Here is a 17,165-nt window from a genome sequence, read left to right as displayed (position 1 = left end):
TTTTTGTTGTGACGACGATCATATTTTGCATTGCGCAATGGAGCGGCGACGTACATCATTGTACTCCCTCAGGAAACCAATATCAACGGCAGAAGCCCAAAGTGGCTACACGCTTCTAGCGGAAGGTCTCAAAGATGTGGCGTTTGCTTTAGTACCGCTGAATCAGGCTGAGGCGCGTAGAATGATCCGCAAAACATGGGCTGGGAGAGAACTCAAAGGCTTCCGCAGCATCAGCCCCGTTGACGAGGATTCTGTTATCGATGTCTTGATCAAATTATCGCATCTGGCGATGGAACATGAAAACATCGAAGAGATCGAGATCAATCCATTGCGGGTTCTGAGCAAAGGCGCGGCGGCGGTGGATGTTCGAGTAAAATTGCGCGCATGATTACTTTATCCAACCTCACCTATTATCCGATCAAAGCCTGCCGTGGATTTGACATTTCTGAATCACAAGTGGAGCGCATGGGGCTGGCCAATGACCGGCGCATGATGGTGGTGACGCCCGATGGCGAGTTTCTCACCCAGCGCGAACATGCACGGCTTGCGCTCATCACGCCCGCGCTGAAAAATGATTCGGTCACACTCTCCGCGCCGAATTTTGATTCGATACAAATTGCAATTCAAACATCGGGCACCCCCACGCCCGTCAACATTTGGAAGAGCAAAGGCGTGAGCGCCATCGATCAGGGTGAGGAAGCCGCGCAATGGTTTTCTGATTGGCTCGGCACAGCGGTGCGCCTCGTGCACGTGGATAAAAATTTCAAACGAAAACTAAATCCGGATTTCGCCGTCAGCGCAGAAGACCACACTGGATTTGCCGATGGCTACCCGATTCTGATCATCTCTGAAGCATCGCTTCAGGACTTAAACTCGAAGCTGGATTCGGCTCTCCCGATGAATCGATTCCGCCCGAACATTGTTGTGCAAAATTGTGAACCCTTCGCAGAAGACACGTGGAAGCGCATCCGCATCGGTGACGTGGAAATGGCACTCGTCAAACCCTGTCCGCGCTGCGAAGTGACAACCATCGACAAAGAAACTCTCGCACGAGACAAAGAACCGCTCAAAACATTGGCCGCATATCGCAAACAGGAAGGCGGCGCAATGTTCGGCATGAACGTTATTCCGCTGAACGAAGGCACGATTAAAACCGGCATGAGCGTGGAAATTTTAGAGAGCGTCTAAAAACTTAACCACAAAGTCTCAAAGGCTCAAAGACACAAAGCTTTTTTTCTCTTGGTGTCTCCGTGACTTGGTGTCTTTGTGGTAAGAAAACTGACTTTTCAGAAGCTTCTTAGAATAATATACATCCTGGCGGAGCCGCCGCCGCCCGAGCCCGCGGTTCGTGCTTCGGCTACGTTCGACCGAAGTGCGCGGTCTCACTCCGCTCAGCATGTATTTCACGCAGAGATTTTTTGAAACTTGGCAGCACGGCGCTGCTCGCATCGCTCGGAATATCCGCGAGCAAATATATTCCATTGCAGGATGAGCCGAATTTCACCGCGCCCTTGATCTGGAACGGAACCCGCAAATTTAAGCGCATGGCATTTACTTATGATGATTGCTATCTGCTCAACAAAATGCAAGACCTTGAAGCGCTGCTCAATGAATTCCCCGATTTCAAAGTGACCTTCTTCCCGGTTGGCATAAAACTGCTCGACCTTGAACAGCAAGACCCCGGCATCTGGAAACGCCTCGTAGACAAAGGCCACGAGATCGGCTATCACACCTTCGATCATGTCAACCTCGGCGTGATGTCTCCTGCCACCGCGCTAATGGACTACGACAAATGGTACGGCGCATTGACTCAGGTACTGGAGGCAGAGCACAAAGTCCGCTTTATCCGCCCGCCGTATGATGTCATCAGTTACACATTGGATGTGCTCTGTCAGGAGCGCGGACTGGTTTCAGCGTTGTTCTCCATCGGCGGCGGCGGCGAACCTGATGTAGTGGTCCGCGCCATTCAGGAAGGCAAAGGCGGCGACATCGTGCAAATGCACATCCGCACCCAGGATTACAACTCCAGCGTACTGGCCTACCCGTGGCTAAAAGCCAACAACTGGGAACTGGTCACCCTAAGCAAACTCTACGACGATTATCTGCGCGAGCAGGTCAACTCTGATGGGTGTGATGTGAATGCAGGCGTTTCGTTAACAAGAACGTGCGTGGAGATCATTCCAGCCGCGGCGCGGCCCGTATAGACGGGATCAAGCAACAAACCTTCATTGCTGGCAAATAATTTAATCGCCTCCCGCTCCCCTGCTCCGAAGACTCCATAACCAGCCTGACAATAATTTTCGTTCGCAAGAACATCATCACCTGTGAAATGAATCCGCTCGCCGAGTTTTTCGCTGGCCTGTGACGCCAACTCAGAGACATGTGCCTTGAGTTGTGCTACCGGTTCGTCAATGCTGATTCCCAGCACTTTGCCTTTGAACCCAAACACCCGCTGCCCCAAGACCAGTCCCGCATGTGTGCCGCCCGAAGACGTGCCGAAGACGATCCAGTCCACGTTCATGTTTTGATTCATGAATTCTTCCATCGCGAAGGCATAACCCAGCGCGCCCGTCGGGCTTGATCCGCCGTAGGGTACGAGATAAGGTTTCTTTCCAGCGGCAACCGCATTATCAAACGTTTCCTGCAAAATGCGGTCACGATCTTTGCGATCAGCCACGGTGATAATTTCCGCGCCGAAGAGTTGGTCAAGTAAAAAATTTGCAGAAGGCTGAGCCGGACGATCACCAGTCAACACAAGCGTACAGTCAAAGCCAAACCGCGCCGCAGCCGCCACCGTCTGCCGGCAGTGATTCGATTGGATCGCGCCCGCCGAGATCAAGGTCCGCGCGCCTTGCTCGCGTGCTTCTGCTACAAGAAACTCCAACTTGCGGGTCTTATTGCCGCCAAAGGCAAGTCCCGTTTGGTCATCGCGTTTGACAAGAATGCGCGGTCCGCCCAAGGCTTCTGTCAGGCGCGGAAGTTCTTCGATCGGAGTGGGAAGATGTGCAAAATTTAATCGAGGAATAGTTTTCATGTTGACTCCTTTGTTGGTAAGAAGTAAAAGTAATAAGTGAGAAGCAAAACTTGTTTACTTTTTACTTCTCACCTTTTACTTCTCACTCACTCAATCCCTGCTTCGTCTTTTCTTTCCCGCGCGAGCGCATCACATCCAACACACGCGGCACGACTTCGGAATATAGTTTATAGAAAAATTTACTCGGCGCAAAATCATACGCACCCAGCGTGCGGATAACTTCTCCTCCCAGGCCTTCCTTGAAACGATAGACGCCCCACATCGAGTCACTTTCATCGAAGACTTCCGGCGCGCCCCACAGATCATACGCAGTGCAGCCATTTGCCTTTGCGCGCTTCATTGCTTCCCATTGCAAAAGATAAGTCGGCATTTTTTCACGATGAAGATTGCGCGACATACCATACACATAATAAGCACGGCCCGCAAACATAAAAAGAAAAATAGCAGCGACGGGTTGACCTTCGACTTCGGCGATCAAGGGAATAGCTGACGGCTGACCGCTGACGGCTGACCGCATAAATAATTTCCAGACGGTCATGTAATAGTTTTCATCGCGAATCACAAAGCCATCACGCACAGATGTTTCCGCATACATTTTGTAAAGCATCGGCAGATCATCGGCTGTGCCAACACGCACGGTCACACCTTTTTTTTCTGCGAGACGCACGTTGTAGCGCGTCTTCGGTTTCATGCGTGCGAGCATTTCTTCTTCAGTGGATGTGACATCGATCAGGACTGAATTGCGGAATTGGATCTGATCCGACGAATAGACCCACCCCCTGCGCGTCAATTCGGACCGGATAGCTGGGCCGCTGTTTTCTGTGACATCCCCTTCGCTGGCAGGGACTCCGCGCCCGAGGACAACATCAGGGTCAATTTTCAGGAAGATGGCACTTTGTTGTTTGGCAAAAGTTTGCAAATCATTCAGCACGCGAGTCCGCAGGGACGTATTCTCCCAATCCATAAGCGGACCCTTCGGCGCATACAGCACAGACGAGCGTGCGACAAATCCGCGTGAGAGGATGGTGCGTTTGAGGACAAGGCAGGCGGCAACCACTGGTGAGTGGAAAGTAGAAAGACATTGAATCTTTCTTTCTCACTTTCATCTTTCCATCTTTATCCCAAACCACATAAAACGGCACCCAACCATACTTCGCCTTCACCTGTCCCCATTCATAGGTTTGGAGAAAGTGCGGGTTCGGGAGTTTCGAGATCAGTTCATTCCATGAATTAGACATTATTTCTGGTTTTCTCTCTGCCGGGCTTGTGATTGCCAGCCGCTAATAACTTGATCGTGCCCGCCCTTTGTCAGATACGGCGGGATTTCCTGCCATGAGAAATACTGCGCGGCTGTTGATTCTTCGTTGAGTTTGATTTCGCCAGAGATCATCCTGGCCTTATACACAAAGGAGACGCCATTTCCACGCGGATCATCTGAAAAATAATAAGCGTAGATGAATTCACTCGCTTCCACAACAAGACCCGTTTCTTCAAAGACTTCGCGATGAGCGGCATCCTGCGGGTCTTCATCTGCTTCGACGTAACCCGCGGGCAGCATCCAACTCCCCTTCCAGGGTTCTTCCGTACGCTGTAAAAGCAGCAATTGATTATCACGTTCGATCAACATCGCCGCGCCTACTTTCAGTTGAGCGTAATAGATCCAATTACAGGCGGGACAAACCTCCCGTTCGCGTTGGTCAATGTGACGTAATTCAAGTGCATGTCCACATTGAAAGCAATAGTGAGCTGACATTATCGATTTCCAAGAAAACGCAAATACGCCCAATACAACAGCGGATTATAGACTCTGTCCAGGGCTTGCGCGGCGCGCTTTAACTGTCCGCCAAAGCCGCGCTTGAAACGGTAAACGCCCCACAGGCCGTCGTGGCGGTTTTCAAAGTTGGCTTCGAGTGTTTCTTCGTTTTCGTCGGGAACACCCCATAGATCATATTCTTCGCAGCCGCGTGCCTTTGCCCAGCGGATCGCTTCCCACTGCAAAAGATAAGTTGGCATACGGTTGCGTTCCTGATCGTTGGATGCGCCGTAGACATACCAGGCGCGAGTCGCGTCTGCAAAGACCATCAGCGAGGCGAGCGGTTTGCCTTCGAATTCAGCGACCAGTAATTCACATGTCCCTTTGGGATGGAACAATTCATAGGCACGTTGATAATATTCTTTTGAATGCACGCCAAAATTATCACGTCCGCCGGTGACGGTCATCATTTCATGGAATGCAGGAATATCGTCCCATGTGCGGACGGTGATTCCCTTTTTCTCAGCAAGGCGGATGTTATAGCGGCATTTGGGTTTCATGCGCGCAAGGATTTGTTCTTCGCTGTCTTTAATTGAAATGACGATGGTGCGCGGAGGTTGGATATTGTGGGGAGAAATGTCGAAGGTCGAAGGTCGAAAGTCAAAGGTTTCTTCCCATGCATCGGGTTCTATTTTTAGGAAGATGGCGTGATTCTTTTTACAAATGGAATCAACTTCTTTCCAGAACTTTTCACCGTCCCCTGTCCACTGTCCACTGTCCACGGGTTTCGGCATGTAGCCGAGAGTCAGGCCTAAAGGCAGGCGGCGGAAGAGGATCTGCGCACCAATTTCGTTGTTAGGAATGCGATGCGTTGAGCTTGTCGAAATGACGCGGGCTGGTTTCCATCCAAAGCCCCTCTTTAATTCTCCCCATTCCCCCATTTGAAGTAAATGTGCATTGGGGTGGGATTTAAGAAAATGATTCCATTCGGTGAGATTAACTTCAGGCATAAGTTTTATAGATCAAGGGTTAAGGGTTGAAGATCAGAAGGCTGCGTTTCACTGATGTGCGAGCCGGGAATTAATTCATCAATAAATTTGTTGATGGCGGCACGGTCTGTGCCGAGGGCAGATAACTGCTCAATGGCCTGAGGCAGATTTGGGATTAGGAAAGATGCGTCTTGATCGAGGCGGAAAATATCGGGGTGTGAAGTCTGCATGAGAGGCGTGCCCTCATCCCATAATTCTTCCGCGAGTTTTTCGCCGGGGCGAATGCCGGTGAAAGTGATCTCAATATCTTTGTTGGGTTCAAGGCCTGAAAGTTTAATGAGGTCTTCGGCCAGATCGAGAATGCGCACAGGCTGACCCATGTTAAGCACAAATACTTCGCCGCCATTTTGCATGGACGATGCTTGCAGCACGAGATACACGGCTTCGGGAATGGTCATGAAAAATCGAACCATATCGGGATGTGTAATGGTAACGGGACCGCCATTGGCGATTTGATTTTTGAAAATGGGAATGATACTGCCGCGTGAGCCAAGCACATTTCCAAAACGGACAACGGTGAAAGCGCGCTTGTGTTGATGCGCCGCATCAATGACTGTCATTTCTGCGAGGCGTTTGGTTGCGCCATAAATGCTGGATGGGCGCACCGCTTTATCGGTGGAGATGAGCACGAAGCGTTCGATGTTGTGATCGAGCGCAGCTTGCACGAGGTTGCGTGTGCCGATCACATTGTTGGTGATGGCTTCAACAGGATTGGCTTCCATTAATGAAACGTGTTTATGCGCGGCAGCGTGGAAGACAATTTGCGGTTGATGTGTTTTGAAGACCGAGTCGACGCGCTCTGCATTGCGAATATCAGCGATGACCGGAACAAGTTTTAAGGATGGGGGTAATTGCTTTGCAGTTCAAGCAAAATCTCAAAGATGGAATTTTCGCCATGACCAAGCAGCACCAACTCTGCGGGATTCCGACGCGCAATCTGACGACTGAGTTCGCTTCCAATGGAGCCACCCGCCCCTGTGACAAGTACGCGCTTGCCTTCGAGTGAGAGCCCCACTTTTTCATCGTTAACACGGATCGGTTCACGGCGCAGCAAGTCGGTGATGTCCACTTCGCGCAAACGGTTGACACTGACCTTGCCGCCGATGAGTTCATAAATGCCGGGCATGGTGCGCGAAGGGATTCCCTTTTGGCGGCAGGCATCGTTAACCAAACGAATGATATTGCCGGGCGCAGATGGAATGGCGATGATAACTTCATCTACTTGCTGGTTGTCGAGAATGCCTGAGAGTTTATCCACTTTGCCGATGACGGAGACGCCGTAGATCTGGTGATTCTGTTTCGCGGGGTCATCATCAAGAAAACCGATCGGGATGAGATTTAATTGCGAAGGTCTTTGCAGTTCACGCACAACAAGCGCGCCCGCATCACCGGCGCCGATTATAAGTACGCGTTTGGCTTTTCCATCCGGGCGTGTATTAGATTGCTCCGAGAGAATACGCAAGGCAAAACCGAGCCGCCGATCAAGACGAGCGAGAGGAGCCAGTCGATGCCGAGAGCGGAGCGCGGCATACCGGGCTGGAGGAATTCAATATTGATCAACACGAGCATAATGCCCGAGGTTAATACGGAAGCGGTGGTGACGGCAACCGTAATAAGCCGCAGTTCGCTTGTGCTGGCATAGAGCCATAAGCGGCGATATAGGCCAAAATAAAAATATACCGGAACTTTAACCAGCAAAGATACCGCGCACATCATCAATGCAGCGGGGAAATAAAACGGGAGCTGACTCACATCCAGCCGCAATGCGAAACTGCCCAGCACCGAAACGATGATGAGGGCGAGGTCGCCAATTAAGACGAAACGGTTGCGGACGTGGAACGGGAGGAGGACATTGAAAGGATGAAGGCAGAAGGATGAAGGATGAAAAAGGTGAAGTGAGAAGTGAGAAGTGAAGTCGGCGTTACTTTTTACTGCTTACCTTTACTTTTTACTGCCCATTTCCTCAACGGCTTCCTTCACACCATCAGCCAATGTGACCTGAGGTTTGAAGCCGAGGATATCCATGGCTTTTTTGGGTGGTGCCGATCGAGCGGTAGATGTCGCCGGCGCGTGGTTCAGCGTGGACATGTTTAGGGGCGTTGGGAAAACTTCGTAGAGAATATCGAGCAGGTCAAGCAGACGAGTCTCGATACCGGTGCAAACGTTGAAGATTTGTCCGGGAGCGGCGGGATGAGTTGACGCAAGCAGATTGGCCTGTACCACATCGCGCACGTTGACCAGGTCACGGCTTTGGCCGCCATCGCCAAAGATAGTGATGGGCTTGTTATCCAGCATACGGCGGATGAAGATCGGTACCGCGGCGGCATACATTGAATCAGGCCGCTGGCGTGGGCCGTAGACATTGAAATAACGCAGCACGGCAACTTCCAAGCCAAATTGATGAGTGAATAGTTCGGCATACATTTCATCCACACGTTTTGAGGTGGCGTATGGCGAAAGCTGTTTTAGCGGAGTATCTTCCACGAGCGGCATGGCGGTTGTGTCACCATAGACTGCGGCACTGGAAGCGATGACAATTCGATTCACACCCGCCCTGCGAGCTGATTCAAAAAGAATGGAAGTTCCCGTCACATTTACATCGAAACATTCCTGGGGTTTCTCCATCGACTCAGCCACAGAGACAAATGCGGCTTCGTGGAAAACAACATTCACGCCGCGCACAGCTTCAGTCACGCGTGAAATGTCACGCAGATCACCTTCGATGACTTCGACGTCGAGCCCGCTTAAGTTTTCACGTTTGCCTGAAGAAAAGTTGTCCAATATACGAACGTCAGCGCCCTGTTGAAGCAAAGCACGCGCAATGTGAGAACCGATAAACCCTGCTCCACCAGTGATTAGATATTTCATTTTATATTTTCTCCATGAGATTAAACCTTCGGGACATTATTGATTAATGGCAAGAGCCCCAACAGAAAGACTTCAGAAGTCTTTCTGTTAATGATTATCTGCCAGTTCTTCGAATAACTGTGCCGATGGTGCGCAGCACAATATTAAAGTCCATATTTAGCGTGCGGTGTTTGATGTAATACAAGTCATATTCAAGTTTAACGACAGTTTCTTTAACGCTTGCCACATAGCCATAGTTGATCTGCGCCCAGCCCGTCAGCCCTGGTTTGACCAATAGACGCGCACGGTAAAAGGGAATTTGCTTTTGAAATTGCGCCACCAATTCTGGCCGTTCGGCACGCGGACCGACGAGACTCATCTCGCCCGTTAATACGCTCAGGAACTGCGGCATTTCATCCAGACGGGTGCGACGCAGGAAGTTTCCAACACGTGTCACTCTAGGATCATTGATCGTAGCAGGTCTGGCTTCGCCATCCTCCCGCGTTTTGTAACATGGATCGAAATTTATAGATCCTGAATATACGCCCGCCTTTACCCAATCTTTCCTGTGAATAAAAAATAGGGAAACCGCTTTCTACAATGATCGCAAACGCTGTAAATGGAAACACGATCACAAAGATCAATAAGCCGGTCAATCCGCCAAAAATATCCATCAGGCGTTTGAATAATTCATATACGCCGCTCACACGCACCTGATCTACAAATGAACGGATAACCCAGTCTGATTCAAGATGCTCAACAGGCACACGCTGGGTCATCTCTTCATACATAATGGGCATACGAGTCACTTCCACGCCCCGCTCCTGCACATCCAGGATCGTTTGGAATGTAGTGCCTTTTACCTCGCCGGTGATCGCAACCACAATATCAGAAATATGCATTTCTTCGATAATATCCAGTAATCGTTCACTGGGACCAAAAACCCTGAAACCGTGAAAACTTTTTCCTTGTTTTCTCGGATCATCATCAATATAACCAATTAAATTAAAGGGCGGCGGATTTAATTTGCGGTAAATATCAGCGAGCGAATAGCCGGCTTTCCCCGCGCCAACGATCAACACACGACGCATAAACCCTGATGAGGTGTAGAGTCGAATATAGATGCCGCGCCAGATCAAGGTTAAGAGAGATGCGAGCACCAGAAACGCACCCACTGCGATACGGGGAAGAGAGTTCGGGTCAAGATTAATCGTGAAGAGCAGAGAATAAGCCAACAGCCCGACAATCGGAGCCACGGCAATGCTTCGCAGAGTCTTTTTCCAACTGGAAGCGGTATGGGTTTCATAGGATTCAACCATTAACAATAGCCAGACAAGCGGAAGCAAATAAAACCACAGAGGGACTTCGATTGTCAACAGACGTTCAGCCCGGGCTTCTGTTAATCCGCTTTGAATCAATTTATTTAAGGAGTATTGATACCAAAAGTAGATCGCGCCGCCCATGGCGCTGACAGATGCAATAAAATCGCCCAGCAGTAAAATAAATCGCTGCTCGCTTGGTCGTAGCCTTAATGAGGGTCGGTAAATATCAGCCATTCTTGGTAAAAAGACTTGAAATTCCGCTCCACAAAAATCCCGTGCCCCATGTTATGTGCATGGTCGAGATCGCGAGCGGAAGCCCAAGTAAAAGAGATCCTGTATTTTTTTTGATTGACAATCTTAAACCAGCCAGCCCCAGCACAAAAAAATAAACAAATAATTGGGCAGCCAGAACATAACGCGCGAACCCGATAAATAAGGATAACACAATAAGAATAAACAGGCTTAATACAAATAGCGGGGGCAATGCCTGCCGCCAGCGCAAGGTATGCGGATAGCGTTGCAGCATTTTCATCTTCCAAAATCCATAACGCCAGTATTGGCTTGCAAGTTTCCCCAATGTGCTGCGTGAAAAATATACCGAACGAATCGACGGATCCAGCCAGACCGTGCCACCTGATTCACGCACCCGTGTATTGAATTCATAATCTTCATTTGCCAAAAGCGTTTCATCGAACGCGCCGATCTTTTCGACCAATGAACGGCGGAAAGAACCGAACGGAACCGTATCCACCGCGCCAGCTTTTGCGTTAAGGCGATACATCGCATCGCCCACACCCAGCGGATGCGCTGCCGCGAACGAGATCGCATTTGCAACCCAGGTCGGCGCCCCCGAGCGGATCTCCCACACACCGCCCACATTGTCACCCAGGCCCGCTTCATGTGCCGCGACACAACGCTCCACATATTCTGGAATGGGCATCGAGTGCGCATCCAGGCGGACAATGATCTCGCCTCTTGACTCACGAATAGCCTGATTCAGTCCCGAGGGAATCGTCCGCGCTGAATTCTCAACCACCCGCACCGCAAGGTCAGCATGTTCCTTTTGAAAGCCTGCCACCACATCCCGTGTCCGGTCAGTGGACATACCATCAGAGATGACCAACTCCATCTGCGCGCGCGGATAGGTCTGCGCGAGAACGGCATCAAGCAGATGAAGAATGGTGGTCTCTTCGTTATAACAAGGGACAATGATCGAAACAAAAGGAAGTTTTGGCATAAGGCGATAAAAATTCGGAAGTCTGCTTTGAACTGTCTGAAAAGAAGACTTCCGAAATTTAGGTGTTTATTTTCCCATCAAAGGCAGGAACACATCAAAAGATGTCCCTTCCCCCAGCCTACTGCGGACGTTTATTTTACCACCATGCGCCTGCACAATATCGTGCGCAATCGCCAGCCCCAGCCCAGCGCCGTGCTTCTCACCGCCCTTGCGGGAAGGGTCGGCCTGATAAAAACGGTCGAAGATATGCGCCTGGGATTCATCCGGGATTCCCGCGCCGGTATCCGTCACAGAGATATGCATTTCTCCATTTTCAACTGAAGCACTCAACAACACCGCACCGCCCTCCGGCGTAAACTTCAGCGCATTATCCACAAGATTGGTAAAGACCTGCGCCAGACGGTCACCATCTGCGATCAAAGCTGGCAGATTCGCCGCAACATCTACAGTCACTACCACGCCCGCCTTTTGCGATTGCGGCATAAATTTTTCACGAATGGCATTCAACAACGCAGGCACATTAACCGGCGACATCGTAATATCCGCCGTGCCTGCATCGAGCCGCGCCAGATCAAGCAGATCCAAAACCATGCGATGCATACGGCCAGACTCATTAAAGATCACCTGCGCCGCCTGCTGACGAGTCTGCTCTGTATCGGCTGTGCCATCCAAAATAGCTTGAGCAAATCCCTGCACAGAGGTCAGCGGTGTTTTCAATTCATGAGACACATTCGCAACAAAATCTCTTTGGGATTTTTGACTCGCCTGCGTGCGCACGATCATGGAATTAAAAGCGCGCGTCAACTCCTGGACTTCATGCGGGCCCTGCGGTTCTACCGGCTTAATCTCAGCGGACGGCATTCCCCGGGCCGCGATCACCACCTTTTGCAGCGGGTCTGCGATCCAACGCGCAAAGAGAAAAGCCAGAACCAGAGAGAGCAGCAGTGCTATTAATCCGCCTCGTAGGAAGGGCGACAAAAATTCATCAGCAATGATATTCACAATCGAAAGCCGTGGCCGCGGCGCAGCCACAACCAGATAGGTTTTATCAGGAAGCTGTTCAATGGAATACAGCCACACCCCGCCGTTTCCATCACGCATAATGGGATTCTTGCGCTGAAGCGCCTTCTTTTCAGGAAACGGTAGTGATGCCTCTTTATCAGCAGTATCCAGCATCAATTGCTTGTCCTGAGAAAATATCAACACCCGCACATCAAAGGTCCGCGCGGCTTTTTGCGCCGCCACAGAAATGGGCTGATTCTCAGGCACATTCTCCCGCTCCATCACAATTGACTGTACAGCCTGCAATCTTTCAGTTGTCTGGCGATACAACAAGGGATTACGCACCAGATAAACAAATAGAAACGTCGCCACAACACCCAGTGCTGTGACGATCAGCAAGGCATAACTCAACCAAAGACGGGAACGCAGAGAGGAAAACATAAGGGAAATATATTACATCCTGAGCGGAGCCGCACGAATTTTGTTTTGTGCGGCGAAGTCGAAGGACATCCTGAGCGAAGCCGAAGGGCGGCTCCGCAAATACAATTTTGGGAAGAGGCAGTTACATTACATCCTTCGGCTTTGTTCCTCAAAGTGCATTCGTCACTCCGCTCAGGATGTAATATATATAGTTATACGATCAACTTATACCCCACGCCGGTGACAGTTTCTATTTTCACAGAACCGCCCTCCAGCTTTTTACGCAGATGCGCAATGTGGACATCCACCGTGCGGGTCTGGCCGTAGAAGTCAAATCCCCAGGCGAGCTGAAGTAACTGCTCACGGCTAAAGACACGGCCGGGCTGCTCTGCCAAAGTGAGTAAAAGGTCAAATTCCTGGGTACGCAGCTCAACGGTCCGCGCAGCGATGCGCACTTCACGTGAAGAGGGATCAATCGTCAAGTCACCACGATGGATCGGCTTGCCGTCTGTCTTTTGCTTCCCGTCACTACGGCGCAAGATCGCCTTGACGCGCGCAATCAATTCACGTGGATTAAACGGCTTGGTCAGATAATCATCCGCGCCGAGTTCGAGACCGAGAATTTTATCGATGTCTTCATCGCGTGCCGTGAGCATGATGATCGGAGTTTGATCTCCGCTCGCACGCAATTTACGACAGACTTCAAAACCATCGAGTTTTGGCAGCATGACATCCAACACGATCAACGCCGGACGATGCTTTACAACCGCCTCAAGCGCAGCCTCACCATCGTTGATCTCCTGCACACGAAAACCATCCCGCTCAAAATACATGCGCGAGAGTTGAATAATGGATGGTTCATCGTCTACCAGCAGGATCAGTTCAGATGTCATGTTTTTATATAAGACCCTAAAGGTTTTAAAAACCTTTAGGGTCTGTAATATTAATTACCCAATCAATACAACCGCTTCGATCTCAACCACTCCACCTTTGGGCAAACCAGCCACAGCCACTGTACTGCGAGCGGGCGGATTCTCGCCAAAGAACTCGGCGTAAATCGCGTTCATCTTTGGGAAGTCACTCATGTCTGTTAAGAACACAGTGGTCTTGACTACATTCCCGATCGAGGAACCAGCCGCTTCGATCACATTTTTCAAATTGACAAGTACCTGACGTGTCTGCGCTTCAACACCGCCTGCGACCAACTCACCTGTGGCGGGGTCCAACCCGGTCTGGCCTGCGGTGTAGATCATGGTTTCAGTGCGGATTGCCTGTGAATACGGGCCAATGGCCTTGGGCGCTTTATCAGTATGGACAACGGTTCTATTCATGATTACCTCTTGTAGGGATTTGATTTCAAAGATCACGCATAAGACCCGTTCATTTTACCGCTTGTTATTAAAAATTATTAAAACTTCATCTGATTAGAAAGACTTCGGAAATCTGCCTTGCCTAAGCCGAAAGGCATATTAAAAGATTTCCGAAGTCTGGATATGTTTGCTTCGCGGAAGGCTTTCAATGCATCGCGCAAGGCCTTGCCCGTCCCACCCATTGCGGATTTAAGTTCCTGCATCTTGGTGCGCATCTCCTGCACCGTGGACTTGGCTTTCTCGGCATCAGTTACTTTTCCGCTTGCATCAAATCCTTCGTGTAAAGTAACAACACCTCGAATACTGTCATAATTCGGTTTGGCACTCTTCAACGCGGATTCAAATGCATCCAACGCGGACTGCAAGGCAGTCACATCCTTGCCACTTTCGGCGGCCTTGTCGATTCTGGCCTGCATCTTTGCAATTTGCGCATCGGTGTCTTCAAATCCCTTGCCGATCTTTTCATATGCTTTCAACTGACGCGCCCAAACCTGCTCAAGTTGCTCATTGGTCACATCGGTCTTGGGTGGATTTTCTCCCTGCGCAAAAGCGCTGGTCATCGGGAACGCGGCGAAGACGAGGGCTGCAACCAGAGCGGTCAATACCATTTTGTTGAATATATTTTTCATCGTAAGTCTCCTTTTTAGATTTAGATTACGATGTGATTTTAGATTTACAGAGTAATGCGGGTGTGGCTGGGGTGTAAAACAATTGTAAATTTTAGAAACATAAAAGACGAAAGAAAAACAATCTTTTACACCCTTCGCACGGCAAGCATGGTCAAATCATCACCGAGCGGAACTGATTCAATAAACTCATTCAAGCGATGTTCAACCAGCACAAGAACCTCATCGGCGGTGTGCCTGGTTTCAATGGCATGAAGCGCATCCATCAAACGTGAATCGCCGAATAAACTTCCATCGGGAGCAAAGGCTTCGGTCAGGCCGTCGGTATACAACATCAACGTATCCCCTTCTGCAAGCGTCACCGTGCGCTCTTTCATACTGGGCTGTTCCATAACACCCAACGCAACCGCGGTGCGAGTTAATTTTTCGATCTCACCATTGCTCTTCATCCAAAACGGCGGATTATGCCCCGCATTCACAAAAGTAAAATCGCCACTTTCAATATCCAATACACCATACACCGCGGTCACGAACATACCTTGCTGCGTATCAGGCAAAAGCAGATCGTTCACACGCCGCAAAACATCCACTGGAGAATTCATCTCATTCACAGCCGCCCGCACCAAGGTCCGCGTGAGCGCCATGAACAACGCGGCGGGCATGCCCTTATCGGCCACATCCGCAATAAAAATACCGAGTCTATTATCCGGCAATTCGATCACATCATAAAAGTCACCGCCCACCTGACGCGCCGTGCGCCAACGCGCCGCAAACTGCCACGCATCGCGTACCGGCAAAGACTGCGGAATAAAAGTCTGCTGGATCTGGCGCGCCAGTTGCACTTCCGTTTCGAGGCGCTCACGTACCACCATCTCCTGCTGCAAGAGATCGTTCTGAATTGCAAGCGCAGCTTGTTGCGCAATGCCATTGATGATTTCAATCCGGCGTGAGCGGAAGCGGCGTCCATTCTCTGCCTCTTCGATTAACATCACACCAAAGAGATCATTCTTAATCGAAAGCGGGACTGCCATCAGCAGACGCTCTGCATTTACGACATCCGCTTCACCCTCAATCTCGGGCCTGATACCCAACCAGGACATTGGCTCCGCGTTGGGTGTGAGCGACAGAGAGAACATACGGCCTTGTTCGCGTGCAAAATTAAGCAGAGGGAATTCGCCCAGCTTGAATTCCTTTTCGGTCATAATAAGTTCTTCTTCTTCCGAGAAGCCATATTCATGAGAAGCCGTGAACGACTCGCGCTCAACATCCCAGCGATATAAGGCAATACGATGCACACCCACGAGGATCGGGATGATACGTGTGATTGAGCCTAATATTTCATCGAGGTCATTCAAACTTACAACAGCCTGTGCCACCTGCAACAACGCCGCAGACGCATACGCCTGTTCCTGTGCGGCATCATACAAACGCGCATTTTCGATCGCCACCGATGCATAACTCGCAAACGTGGTGGTAATCGCCTGCGCTTCGTGACCATAACGCCCCGACGTATGATGCGCCAGCGTCAACACCCCCAGCGGACGGTCACCCACCCGTAGCGGCGCGGCAATCGACGAGTAATTATTTTCGTAACCAGCGGTGAGACCAGAAGGCCAAAGTGCTTCATCTGCGCGGCGGATCACAGGCACATCTGACATTAAAGCTTCAGCCATGGCGTAGATCGCGTCCGGGTTGGCAATACACACGCTTTCAAGTTCGCTGGCGTCCACGCCATGCACAGCGGATAGACATAGATCGTCATCCTGCAAAAGCCAGATGGCGGAAATATCGATCGGCAGATTGCGATCCAACTCAGAGAGGATCATCTCGAGCACTTCGTCCACACCTACATTGTCAGAGACCAAACCTGCCACATCACGCAGGCTATCAGATACCTGCCGGCGCCATTGCTCCGAACGGTATAAGTCTGCATTGCGGATAGCGGCGGCCATCGTATCAGCCACAGCTTCAAACATCATCTGGTCATCTTCAGTGAAGGCATTCGTTTTATCAGATTGAATATCGAGCAGGCCAACCACTTTATCGTCAAAGATCAGCGGCACGCACAATTCTGAGCGTGTATTTTTTGGCGGCAAAGGCGATGGGACATAACGATCATCCAGTGTGACATCGTTTACCAGGATCGTTTTGCCAAGTCGCGCCGCCCAAACCATGATGCCCTTCGGTGTGTCCAAAGAGATAGTGTAGCCTTCTAATTTTTTACTGCGTTTACCGCTGCCGGCTTCATAGGCAATAATTCTTCTGTTTGGGTGAACCGTGAACAGTGAAACATGCGGATATTTAAATTTTTCGTGAATCAGATTCGCCGCATCTCGCATGATCATGGATAGATTAAGTGTGGAACTTACACTCTTGCTGACCTCTGAAACAAGCGTAAGCTGGTCGGCACGGCGGCGCAAACTTCCATATAAACGTGCACCTTCCACAGCGCGGGAGATATTATCCGCCAGCGCTTGCAGGATCAGCAGGTCATTGGGGTGAAAG

Annotated in this window: 19 protein-coding genes; 3 read left to right on the top strand and 16 right to left on the bottom strand. The window is 50.4% G+C overall.

From position 1 onward, the window contains the following. Positions 1 to 37 precede the first annotated feature (37 nt). The 3 genes from IPL71_RS21730 to IPL71_RS21720 all read left to right on the top strand — a co-directional run bounded on the left by IPL71_RS21730 (position 38) and on the right by IPL71_RS21720 (position 2,204). Complete coding sequence (locus tag IPL71_RS21730; RefSeq protein ID WP_345325283.1) at positions 38 to 388, top strand: acetate--CoA ligase family protein; 351 nt, start codon at positions 38 to 40, stop codon at positions 386 to 388. After that, a complete protein-coding gene (locus IPL71_RS21725; RefSeq protein ID WP_345325281.1) occupies positions 385 to 1,188 on the top strand; it encodes an MOSC domain-containing protein in 804 nt (267 codons plus the stop codon). The genes IPL71_RS21730 and IPL71_RS21725 overlap by 4 nt, the downstream gene beginning before the upstream one ends. A 230-nt stretch (positions 1,189 to 1,418) precedes the next feature. Continuing rightward, positions 1,419 to 2,204 carry a polysaccharide deacetylase family protein gene (locus IPL71_RS21720; RefSeq protein WP_345325279.1) on the top strand — a complete coding sequence of 262 codons (786 nt, stop codon included), beginning with the start codon at positions 1,419 to 1,421 and terminating at the stop codon, positions 2,202 to 2,204. Here IPL71_RS21720 and IPL71_RS21715 read toward each other — a convergent pair. The 16 genes from IPL71_RS21715 to IPL71_RS21640 all read right to left on the bottom strand — a co-directional run. Next, positions 2,099 to 3,034 (bottom strand): D-cysteine desulfhydrase family protein, encoded by a 936-nt coding sequence (locus IPL71_RS21715; RefSeq protein WP_345325277.1) that lies wholly within the window; start codon positions 3,032 to 3,034, stop codon positions 2,099 to 2,101. The genes IPL71_RS21720 and IPL71_RS21715 overlap by 106 nt on opposite strands. Positions 3,035 to 3,116: 82 nt before the next feature. Continuing rightward, a complete protein-coding gene (locus tag IPL71_RS21710) occupies positions 3,117 to 4,091 on the bottom strand; it encodes a lipid II:glycine glycyltransferase FemX (RefSeq protein WP_345325275.1) in 975 nt (324 codons plus the stop codon). A gap of 180 nt (positions 4,092 to 4,271) precedes the next feature. Further along, the gene (locus IPL71_RS21705) at positions 4,272 to 4,787 is read right to left on the bottom strand and encodes an NUDIX hydrolase (RefSeq protein WP_345325273.1); all 516 of its coding nucleotides are present in this window, start codon (positions 4,785 to 4,787) and stop codon (positions 4,272 to 4,274) included. Continuing rightward, complete coding sequence (locus IPL71_RS21700) at positions 4,787 to 5,797, bottom strand: lipid II:glycine glycyltransferase FemX (RefSeq protein ID WP_345325272.1); 1,011 nt, start codon at positions 5,795 to 5,797, stop codon at positions 4,787 to 4,789. The genes IPL71_RS21705 and IPL71_RS21700 overlap by 1 nt, the downstream gene beginning before the upstream one ends. Positions 5,798 to 5,802: 5 nt before the next feature. Beyond that, entirely contained in the window at positions 5,803 to 6,657 is an 855-nt protein-coding gene (locus IPL71_RS21695; protein WP_345325341.1) for a polysaccharide biosynthesis protein, read from the bottom strand. Positions 6,658 to 6,671: 14 nt separating this feature from the next. Continuing rightward, positions 6,672 to 7,298: a nucleoside-diphosphate sugar epimerase/dehydratase gene (locus IPL71_RS21690; protein WP_345325270.1), complete on the bottom strand. Its 627-nt coding sequence runs from the start codon at positions 7,296 to 7,298 to the stop codon at positions 6,672 to 6,674. Then, a complete protein-coding gene (locus IPL71_RS21685) occupies positions 7,235 to 7,618 on the bottom strand; it encodes a hypothetical protein (protein WP_345325268.1) in 384 nt (127 codons plus the stop codon). The genes IPL71_RS21690 and IPL71_RS21685 overlap by 64 nt, the downstream gene beginning before the upstream one ends. A gap of 159 nt (positions 7,619 to 7,777) precedes the next feature. Continuing rightward, on the bottom strand, positions 7,778 to 8,704 hold the full coding sequence (locus IPL71_RS21680) for an NAD-dependent epimerase/dehydratase family protein (RefSeq protein ID WP_345325267.1): 927 nt from the start codon (positions 8,702 to 8,704) through the stop codon (positions 7,778 to 7,780). 94 nt (positions 8,705 to 8,798) lie between these two features. Next, a complete protein-coding gene (locus tag IPL71_RS21675) occupies positions 8,799 to 9,140 on the bottom strand; it encodes a sugar transferase (RefSeq protein ID WP_345325265.1) in 342 nt (113 codons plus the stop codon). Positions 9,141 to 9,147: 7 nt separating this feature from the next. After that, complete coding sequence (locus IPL71_RS21670) at positions 9,148 to 10,239, bottom strand: sugar transferase (RefSeq protein ID WP_345325263.1); 1,092 nt, start codon at positions 10,237 to 10,239, stop codon at positions 9,148 to 9,150. Beyond that, entirely contained in the window at positions 10,232 to 11,242 is a 1,011-nt protein-coding gene (locus IPL71_RS21665; RefSeq protein WP_345325261.1) for a glycosyltransferase family 2 protein, read from the bottom strand. The genes IPL71_RS21670 and IPL71_RS21665 overlap by 8 nt, the downstream gene beginning before the upstream one ends. A 66-nt stretch (positions 11,243 to 11,308) precedes the next feature. Further along, positions 11,309 to 12,685: a HAMP domain-containing sensor histidine kinase gene (locus IPL71_RS21660; RefSeq protein WP_345325259.1), complete on the bottom strand. Its 1,377-nt coding sequence runs from the start codon at positions 12,683 to 12,685 to the stop codon at positions 11,309 to 11,311. Positions 12,686 to 12,876: 191 nt separating this feature from the next. Further along, positions 12,877 to 13,557 (bottom strand): response regulator transcription factor, encoded by a 681-nt coding sequence (locus IPL71_RS21655; protein WP_345325257.1) that lies wholly within the window; start codon positions 13,555 to 13,557, stop codon positions 12,877 to 12,879. Between the two features lie 54 nt (positions 13,558 to 13,611). Next, positions 13,612 to 13,995 (bottom strand): RidA family protein, encoded by a 384-nt coding sequence (locus IPL71_RS21650; RefSeq protein ID WP_345325255.1) that lies wholly within the window; start codon positions 13,993 to 13,995, stop codon positions 13,612 to 13,614. A gap of 77 nt (positions 13,996 to 14,072) precedes the next feature. Then, positions 14,073 to 14,663 carry a hypothetical protein gene (locus IPL71_RS21645; RefSeq protein WP_345325253.1) on the bottom strand — a complete coding sequence of 197 codons (591 nt, stop codon included), beginning with the start codon at positions 14,661 to 14,663 and terminating at the stop codon, positions 14,073 to 14,075. 125 nt (positions 14,664 to 14,788) lie between these two features. Then, positions 14,789 to 17,165: SpoIIE family protein phosphatase (locus IPL71_RS21640; protein WP_345325251.1), on the bottom strand; the 2,377-nt coding region annotated here is incomplete at its 5' end.

Source organism: Candidatus Villigracilis proximus, assembly GCF_016717045.1.
Classification (GTDB): Bacteria; Chloroflexota; Anaerolineae; order Anaerolineales; family Villigracilaceae; genus Villigracilis; species Villigracilis proximus.
This window is presented reverse-complemented; position numbering and strand designations above follow the sequence as displayed.